This window comes from Brevundimonas sp. UBA2416 (assembly GCF_002343105.1).
In the GTDB taxonomy this organism is placed as follows: Bacteria; Pseudomonadota; Alphaproteobacteria; order Caulobacterales; family Caulobacteraceae; genus Brevundimonas.
On record NZ_DDRM01000045.1, the window covers coordinates 85,009 to 99,084 of the forward strand.

Below are 14,076 nucleotides of genomic sequence, written 5' to 3' on the forward strand. Positions count from 1 at the left end.
TCATGGGCGGCAAGGGGCGCAAACGCCGGGCCATTCGCTCGCCGGCCCTAACCAGACGCGCCGGATCACGACGGGCGCCGGGCAAGAATCGTCTTCACGCGGCAAGTTTCGACTGAGCCGTGACAACGACGCCCGGGGCCAGCGAGAATTTTTTCTGTGATTATTCCGTATCTTGCCGTGCGCCTCCCGGTTGGCCCGCGACTTGCGCCACGGGTTCCGAATGTCCGGCGCAGCAGGCGCCCTCGTCCCCCTCGCTTCGGCGAACCGACTTCCCGGAACCTATGTCCGCCCTCACCCTGCTGTCCGCCATCGCGCCAGCCGTCCCCAGCGTCCCGCAAGGGCCGTCGGACGACGCCGCGTCCGGCTTCAGGGATTTGCTCGCGGCCCTGTCCGGCGAAGAGGCGGCCGTTCCCGTCACCAAGAAGCAGGCCGAGCCGTCGAAATCGGACGACGTGCAGGTCGAGGCGGACGCCGATGCTCCGGCCGCTGCCGCCTTCCTCGCCGCGCCCACGACGCCGACGCCGCTCGTTCTTCCCGCAGCGGACGAAGCATCCGCAACCAGTGATCTGGACGGGACGCAAGCCACGACCCCGCTGCCGGTGGACAAGGCCTCGACCGCCAAGACCGCCGGGCCTGAGGTTCTGCCCGGGGAGCAGGACACGACGCCGCTGCCCTCGGACAAGGGGCTGTCCGCCAGGACCACCGGGCCGGAGGTTCTGCCGCGCGAACAAACCACGACGCCCCTGCTCACAGACAAGGGCCCCAACACCAAGCCGCCCCGGCCCGAGGTTCAGCCTCCGCTGCGCGACGTTCGTCCTGTCACCGCAGGAACTTCGAACACGGAGCTGACTCTCGCTGAAACCGCCGCGGCGACGGAGGCCGTCGAGGCCCACGCCCGGACCGGCGCCGCGCCCACGCCGACGACCTTGCCTCCAGCGCCGCCGCCTCCGCCACCGCTCCGCCCTTCGGCGGAACGCACTGGCCGGTTGCTGGGACCGGTCGATGCGAGGACCGGCGACGGATCGCGCGGGGCTGATACTGCGCGCCCGGCATCCGCCCCTGCGCAGGCCGGCCCGGCTGTCGCCGCCAGCCCCGCCGCCAGCCCGGCAACCGCCCCCCCTGACTTCGCCGCAACCGCCGCTGCCATGGCCCGCGACATGGCCAACGGCGGCGAGACCGAAGGGCCGCCCTCCGAGCCGCCGCCGCCCGTCGAAAGCACAGCGGCCCAGACCCAGTCCTCCGCCGGTCCCCGCGAAACCGGCGTGTCCCAGCTGTCCCGCGCCACGATCGAGGCGACCGCCCAGATCGCCGCCCAGATCCTGCGCCGTCTCGAGGGCCGTTCCACCCGGTTCGAAATGGCGCTGACGCCGGATGAGCTCGGCCGCGTCGACGTCAAGCTGGACATCGACTCCGAGGGCCGTCTGAACGCCCGGCTGGCCTTCGATAATCCGGCCGCGGCGACGGACTTGCGGGGCCGCGCCGACGAGCTGCGCCGTCAGCTTGAGGAGGCCGGCTTCCAGCTGGCCGAGGACGCCTTCGAATTCGCGGACCGGGACAGCAACTCCAGCGCCTTCGACCGGGGTCAGGACGCCCGCCACGGTTCATCCCGGGCCTTCGCCGCCGCCACCCGACTGAACAACGAAATTGATGTCGCCCAGCCGCCCGGCTCGCTGGCGCTCTCCCTCTCGCCTTCGGGCGTGGACATGAAAGTCTGATCCGATGGTCGATTCCATCACCAACACGACCACCAATGCGACCAGCCGGATCGGCGCCGGATCGACCATGCTGGCCTCGAATTTCGAGACCTTCCTGACCTTGCTGACCTCGCAGCTGAAGAACCAGGACCCGCTGTCGCCGGTGGATTCCAACCAGTTCACGGCCCAACTGACCCAGATGGCGGGGGTCGAGCAGCAGCTGCTGACCAACGACCTGCTCAAGGGCCTGCTGGCTGCCCAGGGCGGCGGCAGTCTGGCCGGCGCGGCCACCTATATCGGCAAGGAAGCCACCGCGGCCTGGTCGGCCACCAAATTCACCGACGGTGAAGCGACCTGGAGCTATGAGCTGGCGTCGAACGCGACCTCGGCGCGGCTTGAGGTGCTGGACGGCACGGGCAAGGTGGTCTGGTCCGGCGACGTCCCGGACCGCACCACGGGGGTGCATGACTTCACCTGGGACGGCGAGACCACCACCGGCGCCAACGCCCAGGACGGTCAGGTCTATTCGCTGCGGGTCGTGGCCAAGGACGCCGCCGGCGGCGCTGTCGACAGCCAGGTTCTGACCCGCGGCCGGATCACCGGCGTCGAGATGTACGACGGCGAACCCTATCTGACGGTCGGCAACTCCATCCTGCCGCTCTCCACCGTGATCGCGCTGGAAGAGTCCCGGAACGCCGCGACCCCGCCGCCCGCCAATGACGACGAGGACGGCCTGCTCGCCTCCCTCGCCTCCTCTTTCAACCCAATGAAACTGTTCTCGTAAGGAGCCCCGCGCCATGAGTATCAACAGCGCCCTTCTGGCCGGCGTGTCCGGCCTGACCGCCAACGCCGCGGCCCTCGCGGCGATCTCGCAAAACATCGCGAACGTGAACACGGTCGGCTACAAGCGCACCGCGGGCGAGTTCTCGACGGTTATCAACAGCCAGTCGCAGGGTGCGGGCTATTCCGCCGGCGGCGTGCTGGCGACGGCCCGCCACTTCACCAGCCAGAACGGTCAGCTGCAGCGCACGACGTCGAACACCGACCTCGGCATCGCCGGTCAGGGCTTCTTCGTGGTCACGGAGCGGCCGGAGAACCTGCAGGTCACGGACAGCCGCCTGTTCACCCGCGCCGGCGCCTTCAGCGTCGACAACCTCGGCTATCTGAAGAACACGGCCGGGCTTTATCTCCAGGGCTGGCCGGTCGACGCGGAAGGCAATATCGCCACCGACCCCTCCGACCTGAACCGGCTGCGTACGATCAACGTCGGCTCAGTCGGCGGCACGGCCGAGGCCACCACCCGCATCCAGCTGAACGCCAATATCAAGTCCAGCCAGCTGATCTCGGCCGAAGCGACCGACGCCGCCGCCGTCCCTCCCGGCGTGAACGCCTATGACCCCGCGACGAACTCGATGGCCATGTGGAACGCCGAAACCGGCGATGGCGTGAAGCCGGACTTCGAACTGACCATCCCCGTGTCCGACTCCAAGGGGGGTCAGCGGACCGTGGCGATCTCGTTCCTGAAGAGTACCGTACCGAACCAGTGGTACGCCGAAATCCGCGCCATTCCGGCCTCTGACGTCGTCACGGGCGCCGGTCTGTCCAACGGTCAGATCAGAAGCGGTCTTGTCGCCTTCACCCAGGACGGTCGCCTCGACGCCGACGCCATGGCGGCCCTGGGCGCCGACGCCCTGTTCGAGGATGTCACCAACGCCACCCTGAGCTTTGGCTCGTCCAGCTCGGGCGCGCCCGGCGCGGGGGAAGTGACCTGGGCTCCCGAACTCGGCATCGACAGCCAGGATCTGGCCTTCGACCTGACGGCGGCCACCGGCGGCCTGACCCAGTATGACAGCGGCTCTGTGGTGCAGGCGGTCCTCACCAACGGCACCGCCTTCGGCAACCTGTCCGAGGTGAAGATCGACGACACGGGCTTCGTGACAGCCATCTTCGACAATGGCGTCACGCGCCAGATCGCGCAGATCGCCCTGGCCACCTTCCCGAGCCCGGACAGCCTCACCCAGACCTCGGGCAACGCCTATCGCGTGAGCCAGGGCTCCGGCACCTATAACCTCAAGGCGGCTGGCAGTGGCGGCGCGGGTCTGATCGGAGCATCCCAGCTGGAGGCCTCTACGGTCGACCTGTCGGCAGAGTTCACCGGCCTGATCACCACCCAGCGCGCCTATTCCGCATCGTCCAAGATCATCACCACCGCAGATGAAATGCTCGCCGAGCTTATCAGCATCAAACGCTGATACTTGAGTAACAGGGCGTAAACCTCAATGAATCCTTCGTTGAATATTGAGACTGTGGACGGACGGCATTTTAGCCTTTCCTTCACCACGACGCTTAAACGGCCCTTAGCCGCCGACCGCTACGGTCATGATCATAGTGGTGGTGGTCAATGAGGCATAAGCCCATGTTGCAAGAGCGACGCCTTAATAATCGAGGCGAACAATACGTGGTCGGGCCGACGGGCACTCCCCTGACGCTGCACGACCTTCCCCCGGCCAATACGGACCGCTGGGTGATCCGCCGTAAGGCGGAGGTCGTGGCCGCCGTGCGTGGCGGACTGATCAGTCTGGAAGATGCGCTCGCGCGCTATCGTCTGACGGCCGAGGAATTCCTCGCCTGGCAGAAGGCGATTGACAAATGGGGCATGCAGGGCCTGCGCACGACGCGCATCCAGCACTACGGCCGCCCGTAAGGCGACTGCTCCGACGAGATCACGGCCGCTCCCGGCGACGGGGGCGGCCGTTGTCGTTTCCGGCAGGCCTCGAAATCGCGCCGCTTTCGCACTACATGGCGGCCCATGACCCTCATTGAGGACATCTGCCCGGTTCCGACCATCGCCCGCACCGACATGGATGCGGCGGTCGAGTCCGCGCGCGCGGCGGTCGGGCTGCCGGTGGGGTCGCGCGTCGTGGCCGCCATGTCGGGCGGGGTGGACTCCACGGTCGTCGCCGCCCTGCTGCACAAGGCGGGTTATGATGTCGTCGGGGTGACGCTTCAACTCTACGACCATGGCGCGGCGCTGAAGAAGAAGGGCGCCTGCTGCGCCGGTCAGGATATCCACGACGCCCGGCTGGCGGCCGAGATGCTGGGCATCCCCCACTATGTCCTCGATTACGAAAGCCGGTTCCGGGACGCGGTGATCGACCAGTTCGCCGACTCCTATCTGGCGGGCCAGACGCCGGTGCCCTGCATCCGCTGCAATCAGACGGTCAAATTCCGCGACCTGCTGGACGTCGCCCGTGATCTGGGGGCCGAGGCCATGGCCACGGGCCACTATGTCCGGCGCTCGGTCGTCGACGGCCGGGCCCAGATGCGCAAGGCGGTCGATCACTCGCGCGACCAGTCCTATTTCCTGTTCGCCACCACGGCGCAGCAGCTCGACTATCTGCGGTTCCCGCTGGCCGATCTGGAGAAGCCCCAGGTGCGCGGCGTCGCGGCCGAACTGGGCCTGCGCATCGCCGCCAAGCCGGACAGCCAGGACATCTGTTTCGTGCCCAACGGCGACTATCGCACCCTGATCGACAAGCTGCGGCCGCAGGGTCGCGAGGCGGGCGAGATCGTGCACATGGACGGCCGGGTGCTCGGTGGCCATGCGGGCATCACCGACTACACGATCGGCCAGCGCCGCGGCCTCAACGTCGCCGTGGGGGAGCCCCTGTTCGTGACCCGGCTCGATCCGGTCAAGCGCCATGTCATCGTCGGCCCGCGCGAGGCCCTGCTGACGGCGTCCCTGACGCTGGACGAGACCAACTGGCTGGGCGACGAGGCCTCGATCGAGGCGGCGGCCGAGGCCGGCGCGCCGGTGCTGGCCCGCGTCCGCTCGACCCGTCCGCCCTCCCCGGCGCGCCTGTCGATGGTCGAAGGGGCCGTCGCCGTGACCTTCGCCTCGGGCGAGGAAGGCGTGGCCCCCGGACAGGCCTGCGCCCTCTATGACCCGGCCGATCCCGATCGGCTGCTGGGCGGCGGCTTCATCAAGACGACCGCCGCCGTTGTCTGACGGGCCCGGCGACGCGCTCGCCTCGCGCACCGGCCTGCCCACCGGGTTCCGCTATCTGCTGGAGCAGTTCCCCCGCGACCGCTGGACCTCGAAGCTCGACGAGACCGCCGCCTTCTGGCTGCAGATGCACGGCAGCTTTCGCGGCCATCAGGCCCACATGGACGGCCTCGTCGGGCAGTGGCGGGCGAACGGCGACCTGACAGCCCTGCACCGCCAACTGATTCCGGCGCTTCAGTCCTTCCTGCAGCATCTCGATGGCCACCACCGGATCGAGAGCGGCCAGTATTTCCCGATGATGCGGACGATAGAACCAAAGATCGGCGCGGGCATCGACCTGCTCGACCGCGACCACGACGCCATCCACGAGGCGCTGGAAACGCTTTTCAAGGGCGGACTGGCCTTCCATCAGGCAGTGATGGGCGCCGCCCCGGACGCCGGCGACAAGGCCGCCCGCCTGTCCGACCTGATCGAGGCCGGCGCCCGGCCCTTGCTGCGCCATCTGGACGACGAGGAGGACATCGTCATCCCCCTGATCCAGCTGCGCGGCCTGCACGGCTAGCCGCGGGTGGGCAACAGTTTCCGGCGCTGACGCACCAGCGCCAGCGGCCGACCGTCCAGCCCATGCGCTACCCCGTCCTCGACCGCCCAGCCGCCGCCGACGTCCCGGCTTGTGAAGTGGAACCAGGCCCACCCATCCGACGACGTGTCCGGTGTCAGTTCGGTGAGCAGGTCGGCGCGCAGGTCAACGCTGGCGGAGATGTTCGGCGGGGCCGGGAAGGCCGTGAAATAGGTCGGGTACAGGCCATCCAGCAGGAACAGCAGCCGCGCCTCGTCCAGCGGCGCGCCGTCGATGGTCCGCATCCAGCAGCCGAGTTCGGGCGTTCGGCCGGCGTTCTCACCGAACAGTTTCGGCCCCGAGACGAAGCGATGGTCGATGTGTCGGGTGAACCAGGGGCCGAAGGCGGGATCGAGGGGCGTCGGATCAAGGTCCTTCACCGGCGGGGGCGACGCTGTCAGGGGCGTCAGCACCGGGCCGGTAACGTCGCGGCCATATGTGCCGAGCGCCTGGATGGCGGGCCGGTCGCCCTGTCCGCCGATGACCGAGGCATAGGCGACGTTGCGGCCGCCGCGGTTCATGGTCGGGGTAAAGACCGCGTCCTCGAAACGGGCGGCGGCCAGGTACTGGACGGTCAGCGATTGCAGCGGGGTCTCGATGCCGAGCCCTTGCCGCATGGCGCCGGCGGCGAGCGCCGCCATCAGGCCGCCAAAGGGCGCGCCGCGTTCCTGCGGCGCCGACTGGGGGGCATTGGAAAAGCCGCCGGTCAGCCGGGCCGTCAGACCGCCGGCGCCGTCGTTCTTCAGTGCCAGGGCTTCGGCGAGGGTCTGGGTCATGCCGTGTCGATATCTTGGAGGAAAGGCGGGCGGAAGCGGGGAGGCTTCCGCCCGAAGTCGAGGAATCCGGAAACGCCGCGGCGCGTCCGTAGCTAAACAAGACTGACCTAGTCCGTTTAGATTGGCAACCCTCTTGCCAAAAGGCTGACGCGGGGTCACGTTCGTCCGTATGGGACGCACCGCAGACTATTCTCGACAGAGCTGTTCGATCGCCGCCACCCTCGAGGTCATCGGCGATCCGTGGACCCTGCTGGTCATTCGGGACGCCTTCAACGGCGTCAGCCGGTTCGAGCAGTGGCAGGAACGGCTGGGTGTCGCCCGCAATGTGCTGGCGGCCCGGCTCAAGAGCCTGGTCCAGCATGGCGTGCTCGAACCCCAGCTCTATTCCGAGCGCCCGCCCCGCAATGAGTATGTCCTGACCGCCAAGGGCAAGGACCTGTACGGGGTGCTGGTCACCCTGCACGGCTGGGGCGCCAAACACGTCTACGGCGATGCGGATTCCGGCGTCTCCATGATGCACAAGACCTGCGGCCACGACCTGGCCCCGCGGATCGCCTGCGGTCATTGCAACGAGATCGTCAAACCGCGCGACATCGTGCTGACCCGGGCCGAGAACCGGCCGACGGTCGGCGAGATGATGCCGCGGGAACGGGCCGACGAAGAGGCCGCCTGAGCCTCTTGCCTTTCCCTGCATAGCGGCCCATCCAGCCGCGCAATTCCTCCTGCCAAGGGTAGATTTTCCATGTCCGATCCCGTCGTCATCGTCTCTTTCGCCCGCACGCCGATGGGCGGCTTCCAGGGCGCCCTGTCCGGCGTCAAGGCGACCGAGCTGGGTGCCACCGCGGTCCGGGCCGCGGTCGAGCGCGCCGGGGTCTCCGCGGACAAGGTCGAGCAGATCTACATGGGCTGCGTCCTGCCGGCCGGCCTGGGTCAGGCTCCGGCGCGCCAGGCCGCCATCGGCGCGGGCCTCGGCCAGCATGTCGAGGCGACCACGGTCAACAAGATGTGCGGCTCAGGCCTGCAGGCCGTGATGATGGCCTCGGACGCCCTGCTGGCCGGCAGCGCCGACGTCATCGTCGCCGGCGGCATGGAGTCGATGTCCGGCGCCCCCTATCTGATGACCAAGCACCGCGGCGGCGCCCGGATCGGCCACGATGTCATCGTCGACAGCATGTACATGGACGGGCTGGAGGACGCCTACACGCCAGGCAAGCTGATGGGCGCCTTCGCCGAGGACTCGGCGCGGACCTATCAGTTCACGCGCGAGGCCCAGGACGAATATGCGCTGGAGAGCCTGAGCCGCGCCCTGGAGGCCATCGCCTCGGGCGCCTTCAAGGCCGAGATCACGCCGGTCGAGGTGACCGGCCGCAAGGGGGTCGTTACGGTCACCGAGGATGAACAGCCCGGCAAGGCCATGCCGGAGAAGATCCCGACGCTGAAGCCCGCCTTCTCGAAGGACGGCACCATCACCGCCGCCAACGCCAGCTCGATCTCGGACGGCGCCGCGGCCCTGGTGATGACGCGCGAGAGCGTGGCGAAGGCGATGGGCCTGCCGATCGTCGCCCGGGTGGTCAGCCACGCCGCCCACGCCCATGAGCCGGGCCTGTTCACCACCGCCCCCGTGCCGGCGATGCAGAAGGCGCTGAAGAAGGCCGGCTGGTCGGTCGCGGACGTCGACCTGTGGGAGATCAACGAGGCCTTCGCCGTGGTCGCCATGATCGCCATGCGCGACCTCGGCATCGACCGGGCGAAGCTGAACGTCAACGGCGGGGCGACGGCCTTGGGGCACCCCATCGGCGCCTCGGGCGCACGGGTGCTGACCACCCTGCTGGCGGCGCTGCAGGCGCGCGGCGGCACGAAGGGCGTGGCCAGCCTGTGCATCGGCGGTGGCGAGGCGGTAGCCGTCGCGGTCGAGCTGGTCTGAGGGCAACCGGCTTGGCGTCAGGCGGGCCGATGGCCTAGCCTCGTCCCATGAGCCTCAATCGAAGAGCCGCCCTGGGCCTCGCCGCCCTGGCCACGACCGCCCGACCCGCACTGGCCATGATACCGGTGTCCCAGGTCGCGCCGGCGGATCCGGTGGAGATCATCCGGTTGTGGCCCGGCGCCGCGCCCGGCGGAGAGCGGGTCACGGTCACGCCCCAGGTCACCGAGCGGTCGACCGACCCGGCCTTCCACGACCGCTTCGCCCGCTACACCACTGACCCGATCCTGACGGTTCTGCGCCCCGCGCGGCCGAACGGAGCGTCCCTGCTGCTGATCCCCGGCGGCGGATACAAATGGGCCGTCGTGGACAAGGAGGGGCTGGACTGCGCCCGGGTGTTCGCCGAGGCCGGGGTGACCTGTTTCGTGCTCCGCTATCGCCTGCCCGGCGACGGCTGGGCCGCGGGACCGGATGCACCGCTACAGGACGCCCAGCGCGCCCTGAGGCTGGTGCGGTCACAGGCCGCCGCCCACGGTCTGGACCCTGCAAGGGTCGGCGTCCTCGGCGCCTCGGCCGGTGGGCATCTGGCCGGGATGCTGACGGCGCGCGCCGATGCGTCCTATGCCGCCGTGGACGAGGCCGACGCCGTGTCCCACCGGCCGGACCTCAGCATCCTGCTCTACCCGGTGGCCACCATGGGCGACCCGCATGTCCATGCCGGATCACGGCTGGAGTTGCTGGGCCCGGCGCCGACGCCGGAGGGGATGGAGCGCTATTCGCTGGAGCGGATGGACTGGACCGGGCGTCCGCCGACCTTCCTGCTGCACGCCATGGATGACGAGGCCGTGCCGGTCGAGAACAGTCTGCAACTGCTGACGACACTCAAGGCGGCGGGCGTACCGGCCGAGGTGCATCTGTTCCAGGAAGGCGGCCACGGCTTCGGCATCCGGCTGATCGCGGGGAAGCCGGCGGCGGTGTGGCCGCAGCTCGCCCTGGCCTGGGCCGCGCGGCAAGGGTTCGCCGGCTAGTCCTCGTCGACGGCAGCGAGGTCCGCGGCATCGAAGTCATAGTCCAGCAAGTCTCCCGGCCGGCACTCCAGCGCCGCGCACAGTTTCGCCAGCGTGCGGAAGCGGATGCCCTTCACCTTGCCCGAACGGAACAGCGACAGCTGGGTCTCGCTGAGGCCGACCTCGGCGGCGAGGTCGCGGGCCTTGAGGCCCTTTTTCACGATCAGCTGGTCGAGGGTGACGCGGATGGGCATCAGATCATCTCGTCCAGCTCGGCCTGGACCTTGCCGGCCTGCTCCATGACCCCGCCGAGCAGGAACAGGGCCCCGCCGATCATGCCGAGAGTCATGCCGGCCACATCGAAATAGGCGAATCCGCCCCGACCGCCCTCGATCATGCGGATGATATTGGTGACCCCGAAGACGCTGAACAGACCGCCCAGCCCGAGGGAAAGGCCGACCCGCCGGAGGGCGTGGACGAGAATCGGCTGGATCAGCCGGCCCTTCGACAGCTGGCCCATGGCCGCGCCGATCGACCAGACGGCGAAGAGATAGAAGGCGGTGGGCAGCGCCCAGACGATGTCCGACATCCATCCGCCCGGCGTTCCCGTGAAATCGCCGCGCGCCAGCATCACCCCGGGCGCCACGAAATGTGTGAGCGCCAGCAGGGCCGCTACGCTGACCACCATGAAGACGGCGAGCCAGCGAAACTGGGCGCAGCGCTGGCGAAAGCGGTCGATGTCGTTCTGGCTCATGGCAGGAAGTCCGGGTCGAGAGTCTGTCTTGTCTTTAATCTTGACTTAAAGACGCAGACTTCGCAACTTTATATACGAGTTAAACGACGCCCGAGCGCCAGCCATGTCCGCCGCCATCGAGACCACCGAGCTGACCCGCCGCTTCAAGCGCCATCTGGCGGTGGATGGGGTGTCGATGACCGTACCGGAGCAGGCCGTCTACGGCTTCCTCGGGCGCAACGGGGCCGGCAAGACAACGACGCTGAAGATGCTGCTGGGGCTGATCCGGCCGAGCGGCGGCACGGCGCGGATCTGCGGCGTCGATGTCGCCGAAGACCGGCTGGGCGCGGCGCGCAAGGTCGGGGCGCTGCTGGAGGCGCACGGCTTCTACGGCAATCTGTCAGGGCGGGAGAATCTGGACCTGACCCGCTGCCTCATCGGCCTGCCCCGGACGGAGGTCGAGCGGGTGCTGGAGGTGGTCGAGATGACCGAACACGCCGGGCGGCAGGTCTCGGACTATTCGCTGGGCATGCGTCAGAGGCTGGGACTGGCCCGGGCCATGCTGGGGGCCCCGCCGGTGCTGATCCTCGACGAGCCGACCAATGGGCTGGACCCCGACGGCATCGCCGACATGCGCCGCTTCCTCGCCGAACTTCCGGACAGGACCGGGGCGACGGTGCTGCTGTCCAGCCACCTGCTGGGAGAGATCGAACAGACCGCCACCCACATCGGCATCGTCCATCAGGGCCGGCTGGTGCTGGAGGGCGAACTGACCCGGCTGAAGGCCGATCTGGCCCCCGAGGTCGCCGTCGAGACCGATGATCCCGTGCGCGCCGCCGCCCTCGCCACAGCCCGTGGTTTCGCGGTCACCCGCACCCCGGACCAGATCGTCGCCAGCCTGAAGCCCGGCGAGGACGCCCGCGCCGCCTCGGCCGCCCTGAACCGCGCCCTCGTCGAGGCCGACGTCGCCGTCTTCGCCATCGGGCCGCGGGCCCGGACTCTGGAAGGCATCTACCGTGAGGTGTCCGCGCCGCCCGCCGTTCAACCCCTCATGCAGCCGGAGCCGGTCTGATGCTCGCCGCCCTGTTCGTGGAAGCCCGCAAGCTGAACCGTTCGCTGGCCGCCCTGCTGGCCATAGCCGCGCCGTCGCTGATCGCGGTGTTCGTTTTCTTCAACATGATACGCGGCAAGGCCCCGGCGCCCTGGGACATGTGGATGGGCAGCGCCTCGGCCATCTGGGCCTTCTTCATGCTGCCGATGAGCGTGACGGCGCTGACGGCGCTGGTGGCGCATATGGAGCACGGGCCGAAGAGCTGGGACAATCTGCGCGCCCTGCCCCTGCCCCGCTGGAAACTCTATGCGGCCAAGGCGGTCTGCGTGCTGGCGGTCGTCGCCGCGATGAGCGCCTTGACGCTGCTGATGGTCTGGGGGGCGGTGACCCTGGCCGCGGTGCTGAAGCCGGAGCTGACGCCCACTGGACCCTTCGACCTGGCGGCCTATGCCCGGACCATGGGACTGATGTTCCTCGCCGGCCTGCTGATGATCGCGCTTCAGCTGTGGACCGCCCTGCGCTTCGCCAGCTTCGTGCCGGGGCTGGTGCTGGGCATCGGCGGGACCTTCTTCGCGGTCGTGGCCACCTCGGCGAAGGAGGGCGTCTTCCTGCCCTGGCAGATGCCGGTGAACATGCTGGCCTCAGAGGCGTGGCGGATGAACACGGCCCTGGGGCTGGGTTGCGGCCTGGGTCTGGTCGCCCTGGTCGCCATGGTCGTCCATCTGTCGCGGCGCGAGGTGTTGTGAGGCGTCGTCCGGCCTCATGAGGCGGGCCAGGGCGCCGGGACCTGTGGTCAGCACGATCATGGCCGACTCCTGCGATTGAGAACCGTTTGCAGGTTTGCGCAGAACAGCCGCTCATGGCAAGGCCGAAGGCGGGCTGCGGTCCGTTCGGAGCATCACCCATGCGGGAAGACGGCGCGCCCCTCGCCAAAAGCTGCGGCGACTGCGGCCTCTGCTGCAAGCTGATGGGCGTGACCGCCCTGACCAAGCCGGCGGGCAAATGGTGCCGGCATTTCAGCAAGTCAGCCGGTTGCGCCGTCTATGACGAACGGCCCGGCGACTGCCGCATATTCAACTGCCTGTGGCTGCTGACCGAGGCGCTGGACGAAGACTGGAAGCCGACCACGGCGGGCTTCGTCCTGCACAGCGAACAGGGCGGAGCGAGGCTGGTGGTAGAATGTGACGCGGCCCGGCCCCACGACTGGCGGCGCGAACCCTATCAGGCCACGCTGCGCCGCTGGGCCGCCGCGCCCGGCCAGGAGGTGCTGGTCTTCGCCGGATCGCGCGGCGTGCGACTGGGCGACCCCGACACGCCGGTGCGCCGGGTCTGATTTGCAGGGCTAGCGGACGTCCACCGACTGGGCGATCTGTTCGGCCAGGTCGCGGTCCGCGCCGTCCAAACTCATCGTCCAGACATGGACTTCGCGCGGCGCCGCCGTCCGCTGGAACAGATGCTCCACCGCGCGGCGCACGCTTCCGTCAGTCGAGAGAATGGAGGCGCGGCCCCCCGCCTCGACCATCTGGCCGCTGTAGATCGGGAACTGCGACGCCGGTCCGGTATAGACCATGACGAACGACTGGCCGCCGCGGCGGATCGTGTAGATGCGGAAGTCAGGACCCGGGCGGCCCGTGACGATCTCGAACCCCGGCGGCAGCTCGGCGGTGAACGGCAGGGCCGAGCGGGCGGCGGCGTCCAGCACAGTCAGGGACGGAGCAGGGGGAGCGGCGGGCTCGGCCACAACCGTTTCCAGAGGAACCGTCGGCGCGGGGGTCGGGGATGCGCCTGGCGGGGTGAAAGGCGCAGCAGGCGGCAGGACCGGGGCGGGGATGGTCGAACCCGGCGGCGTGATCGGGACCATTCGCGGCGCAGGCGAGGGAGCGGTCGGGGTCACTCTCGGTGGGGTCGCCACAACCGGCGGCGCGGACGGCGGCAGCGTCGGTATCGGAGCGGGATCCACCCGTGCAGGCGGCGCCATGGAAGGCGCGGGAGCCGACGGTCCGACCGTCGTCGCTGGGCGCGGAGCCGGAGTGATCACCGCGGGCGGGGGCGGCGTCGAAGGCGCGGTCGCCGGCGCGGGAGCCGGCGCCAGATAGACCGCCGGGGCCGGCGGGCCGCTGTTCAGGTCGCGGGTCAGGGTGGTGACCGGCGGGGACGGCTCCGCCCGGGGAGCCGGTGTCTGGGCCGGCGGCGTCTGGGCGTGCGCGGCTCCGGCAAACAGGAGGGCGGCGGCGGGGACGATGAATTTCATGAGGACGAACATCCCCCT

16 protein-coding genes are annotated in these 14,076 nt (G+C 69.2%); 12 read left to right on the plus strand and 4 right to left on the minus strand.

All coding sequences use genetic code 11. The annotated features are described in order from the left end of the window. Window positions 1–281: 281 nt before the first annotated feature. The 6 genes from B3E43_RS14830 to B3E43_RS14855 all read left to right on the plus strand — a co-directional run bounded on the left by B3E43_RS14830 (window position 282) and on the right by B3E43_RS14855 (window position 6,262). Window positions 282–1,715 carry a flagellar hook-length control protein FliK gene (locus tag B3E43_RS14830; protein ID WP_292030852.1) on the plus strand — a complete coding sequence of 478 codons (1,434 nt, stop codon included), beginning with the start codon at window positions 282–284 and terminating at the stop codon, window positions 1,713–1,715. Between the two features lie 4 nt (window positions 1,716–1,719). Continuing rightward, window positions 1,720–2,478, plus strand: coding sequence for a flagellar hook assembly protein FlgD (locus B3E43_RS14835; RefSeq protein ID WP_292030853.1), 759 nt, complete (start codon window positions 1,720–1,722; stop codon window positions 2,476–2,478). 13 nt (window positions 2,479–2,491) lie between these two features. Continuing rightward, window positions 2,492–3,946 carry a flagellar hook protein FlgE gene (gene flgE, locus B3E43_RS14840; RefSeq protein WP_292030854.1) on the plus strand — a complete coding sequence of 485 codons (1,455 nt, stop codon included), beginning with the start codon at window positions 2,492–2,494 and terminating at the stop codon, window positions 3,944–3,946. 164 nt (window positions 3,947–4,110) lie between these two features. Beyond that, window positions 4,111–4,398 carry a DUF1153 domain-containing protein gene (locus B3E43_RS14845; protein ID WP_284222292.1) on the plus strand — a complete coding sequence of 96 codons (288 nt, stop codon included), beginning with the start codon at window positions 4,111–4,113 and terminating at the stop codon, window positions 4,396–4,398. Between the two features lie 105 nt (window positions 4,399–4,503). Then, the gene (gene mnmA, locus B3E43_RS14850) at window positions 4,504–5,703 is read left to right on the plus strand and encodes a tRNA 2-thiouridine(34) synthase MnmA (RefSeq protein ID WP_292030855.1); all 1,200 of its coding nucleotides are present in this window, start codon (window positions 4,504–4,506) and stop codon (window positions 5,701–5,703) included. Further along, on the plus strand, window positions 5,696–6,262 hold the full coding sequence (locus B3E43_RS14855; protein WP_292030856.1) for a hemerythrin domain-containing protein: 567 nt from the start codon (window positions 5,696–5,698) through the stop codon (window positions 6,260–6,262). Before mnmA ends, B3E43_RS14855 begins: the two co-directional genes overlap by 8 nt. Here B3E43_RS14855 and B3E43_RS14860 read toward each other — a convergent pair. Further along, window positions 6,259–7,095 carry a thioesterase family protein gene (locus B3E43_RS14860; RefSeq protein ID WP_292030857.1) on the minus strand — a complete coding sequence of 279 codons (837 nt, stop codon included), beginning with the start codon at window positions 7,093–7,095 and terminating at the stop codon, window positions 6,259–6,261. The genes B3E43_RS14855 and B3E43_RS14860 overlap by 4 nt on opposite strands. Window positions 7,096–7,264: 169 nt before the next feature. On the opposite strand from B3E43_RS14860, the gene B3E43_RS14865 reads away from it, so the two are divergent. From B3E43_RS14865 to B3E43_RS14875, 3 genes are all read left to right on the plus strand, one after another. Next, complete coding sequence (locus B3E43_RS14865) at window positions 7,265–7,768, plus strand: winged helix-turn-helix transcriptional regulator (RefSeq protein WP_292030858.1); 504 nt, start codon at window positions 7,265–7,267, stop codon at window positions 7,766–7,768. Window positions 7,769–7,837: 69 nt separating this feature from the next. Further along, window positions 7,838–9,019 carry a thiolase family protein gene (locus B3E43_RS14870; RefSeq protein WP_292030859.1) on the plus strand — a complete coding sequence of 394 codons (1,182 nt, stop codon included), beginning with the start codon at window positions 7,838–7,840 and terminating at the stop codon, window positions 9,017–9,019. 47 nt (window positions 9,020–9,066) lie between these two features. Continuing rightward, a complete protein-coding gene (locus B3E43_RS14875) occupies window positions 9,067–10,044 on the plus strand; it encodes an alpha/beta hydrolase (protein ID WP_292030860.1) in 978 nt (325 codons plus the stop codon). Here B3E43_RS14875 and B3E43_RS14880 read toward each other — a convergent pair. Next, the gene (locus B3E43_RS14880; RefSeq protein ID WP_292030861.1) at window positions 10,041–10,277 is read right to left on the minus strand and encodes a helix-turn-helix domain-containing protein; all 237 of its coding nucleotides are present in this window, start codon (window positions 10,275–10,277) and stop codon (window positions 10,041–10,043) included. The genes B3E43_RS14875 and B3E43_RS14880 overlap by 4 nt on opposite strands. Beyond that, entirely contained in the window at window positions 10,277–10,777 is a 501-nt protein-coding gene (locus B3E43_RS14885) for a DUF2975 domain-containing protein (protein ID WP_292030862.1), read from the minus strand. The genes B3E43_RS14880 and B3E43_RS14885 overlap by 1 nt, the downstream gene beginning before the upstream one ends. A 103-nt stretch (window positions 10,778–10,880) precedes the next feature. Here B3E43_RS14885 and B3E43_RS14890 point away from each other — a divergent pair, with 103 nt between their 5' ends. The 3 genes from B3E43_RS14890 (at window position 10,881) to B3E43_RS14900 (ending at window position 13,140) form a co-directional block, all read left to right on the plus strand. Next, entirely contained in the window at window positions 10,881–11,828 is a 948-nt protein-coding gene (locus B3E43_RS14890) for an ABC transporter ATP-binding protein (protein WP_292030864.1), read from the plus strand. Beyond that, entirely contained in the window at window positions 11,828–12,553 is a 726-nt protein-coding gene (locus B3E43_RS14895; RefSeq protein WP_292030867.1) for an ABC transporter permease, read from the plus strand. The genes B3E43_RS14890 and B3E43_RS14895 overlap by 1 nt, the downstream gene beginning before the upstream one ends. A gap of 158 nt (window positions 12,554–12,711) precedes the next feature. Further along, window positions 12,712–13,140, plus strand: a complete 429-nt coding sequence (locus B3E43_RS14900; RefSeq protein WP_292030868.1) for a YkgJ family cysteine cluster protein — start codon at window positions 12,712–12,714, stop codon at window positions 13,138–13,140. Window positions 13,141–13,149: 9 nt separating this feature from the next. Here B3E43_RS14900 and B3E43_RS14905 read toward each other — a convergent pair whose 3' ends face one another. Further along, window positions 13,150–14,070 carry a hypothetical protein gene (locus tag B3E43_RS14905; RefSeq protein WP_292030869.1) on the minus strand — a complete coding sequence of 307 codons (921 nt, stop codon included), beginning with the start codon at window positions 14,068–14,070 and terminating at the stop codon, window positions 13,150–13,152. Between the last annotated feature and the right edge of the window lie 6 nt (window positions 14,071–14,076).

Excerpts from the sequence above, each read along its gene's own strand:
- B3E43_RS14830 (WP_292030852.1), top strand. The coding sequence starts at position 282 with ATGTCCGCCCTCACCCTGCTGTCCGCCATCGCGCCAGCCGTCCCCAGC.
- flgE (WP_292030854.1), top strand. The coding sequence starts at position 2,492 with ATGAGTATCAACAGCGCCCTTCTGGCCGGCGTGTCCGGCCTGACCGCC.
- B3E43_RS14905 (WP_292030869.1), bottom strand. The coding sequence starts at position 14,070 with ATGTTCGTCCTCATGAAATTCATCGTCCCCGCCGCCGCCCTCCTGTTT.
- B3E43_RS14890 (WP_292030864.1), top strand. The coding sequence starts at position 10,881 with ATGTCCGCCGCCATCGAGACCACCGAGCTGACCCGCCGCTTCAAGCGC.
- B3E43_RS14900 (WP_292030868.1), top strand. The coding sequence starts at position 12,712 with ATGCGGGAAGACGGCGCGCCCCTCGCCAAAAGCTGCGGCGACTGCGGC.
- B3E43_RS14865 (WP_292030858.1), top strand. The coding sequence starts at position 7,265 with ATGGGACGCACCGCAGACTATTCTCGACAGAGCTGTTCGATCGCCGCC.
- B3E43_RS14835 (WP_292030853.1), top strand. The coding sequence starts at position 1,720 with ATGGTCGATTCCATCACCAACACGACCACCAATGCGACCAGCCGGATC.
- B3E43_RS14885 (WP_292030862.1), bottom strand. The coding sequence starts at position 10,777 with ATGAGCCAGAACGACATCGACCGCTTTCGCCAGCGCTGCGCCCAGTTT.
- B3E43_RS14880 (WP_292030861.1), bottom strand. The coding sequence starts at position 10,277 with ATGCCCATCCGCGTCACCCTCGACCAGCTGATCGTGAAAAAGGGCCTC.
- B3E43_RS14860 (WP_292030857.1), bottom strand. The coding sequence starts at position 7,095 with ATGACCCAGACCCTCGCCGAAGCCCTGGCACTGAAGAACGACGGCGCC.
- mnmA (WP_292030855.1), top strand. The coding sequence starts at position 4,504 with ATGACCCTCATTGAGGACATCTGCCCGGTTCCGACCATCGCCCGCACC.
- B3E43_RS14845 (WP_284222292.1), top strand. The coding sequence starts at position 4,111 with ATGTTGCAAGAGCGACGCCTTAATAATCGAGGCGAACAATACGTGGTC.
- B3E43_RS14875 (WP_292030860.1), top strand. The coding sequence starts at position 9,067 with ATGAGCCTCAATCGAAGAGCCGCCCTGGGCCTCGCCGCCCTGGCCACG.
- B3E43_RS14870 (WP_292030859.1), top strand. The coding sequence starts at position 7,838 with ATGTCCGATCCCGTCGTCATCGTCTCTTTCGCCCGCACGCCGATGGGC.
- B3E43_RS14895 (WP_292030867.1), top strand. The coding sequence starts at position 11,828 with ATGCTCGCCGCCCTGTTCGTGGAAGCCCGCAAGCTGAACCGTTCGCTG.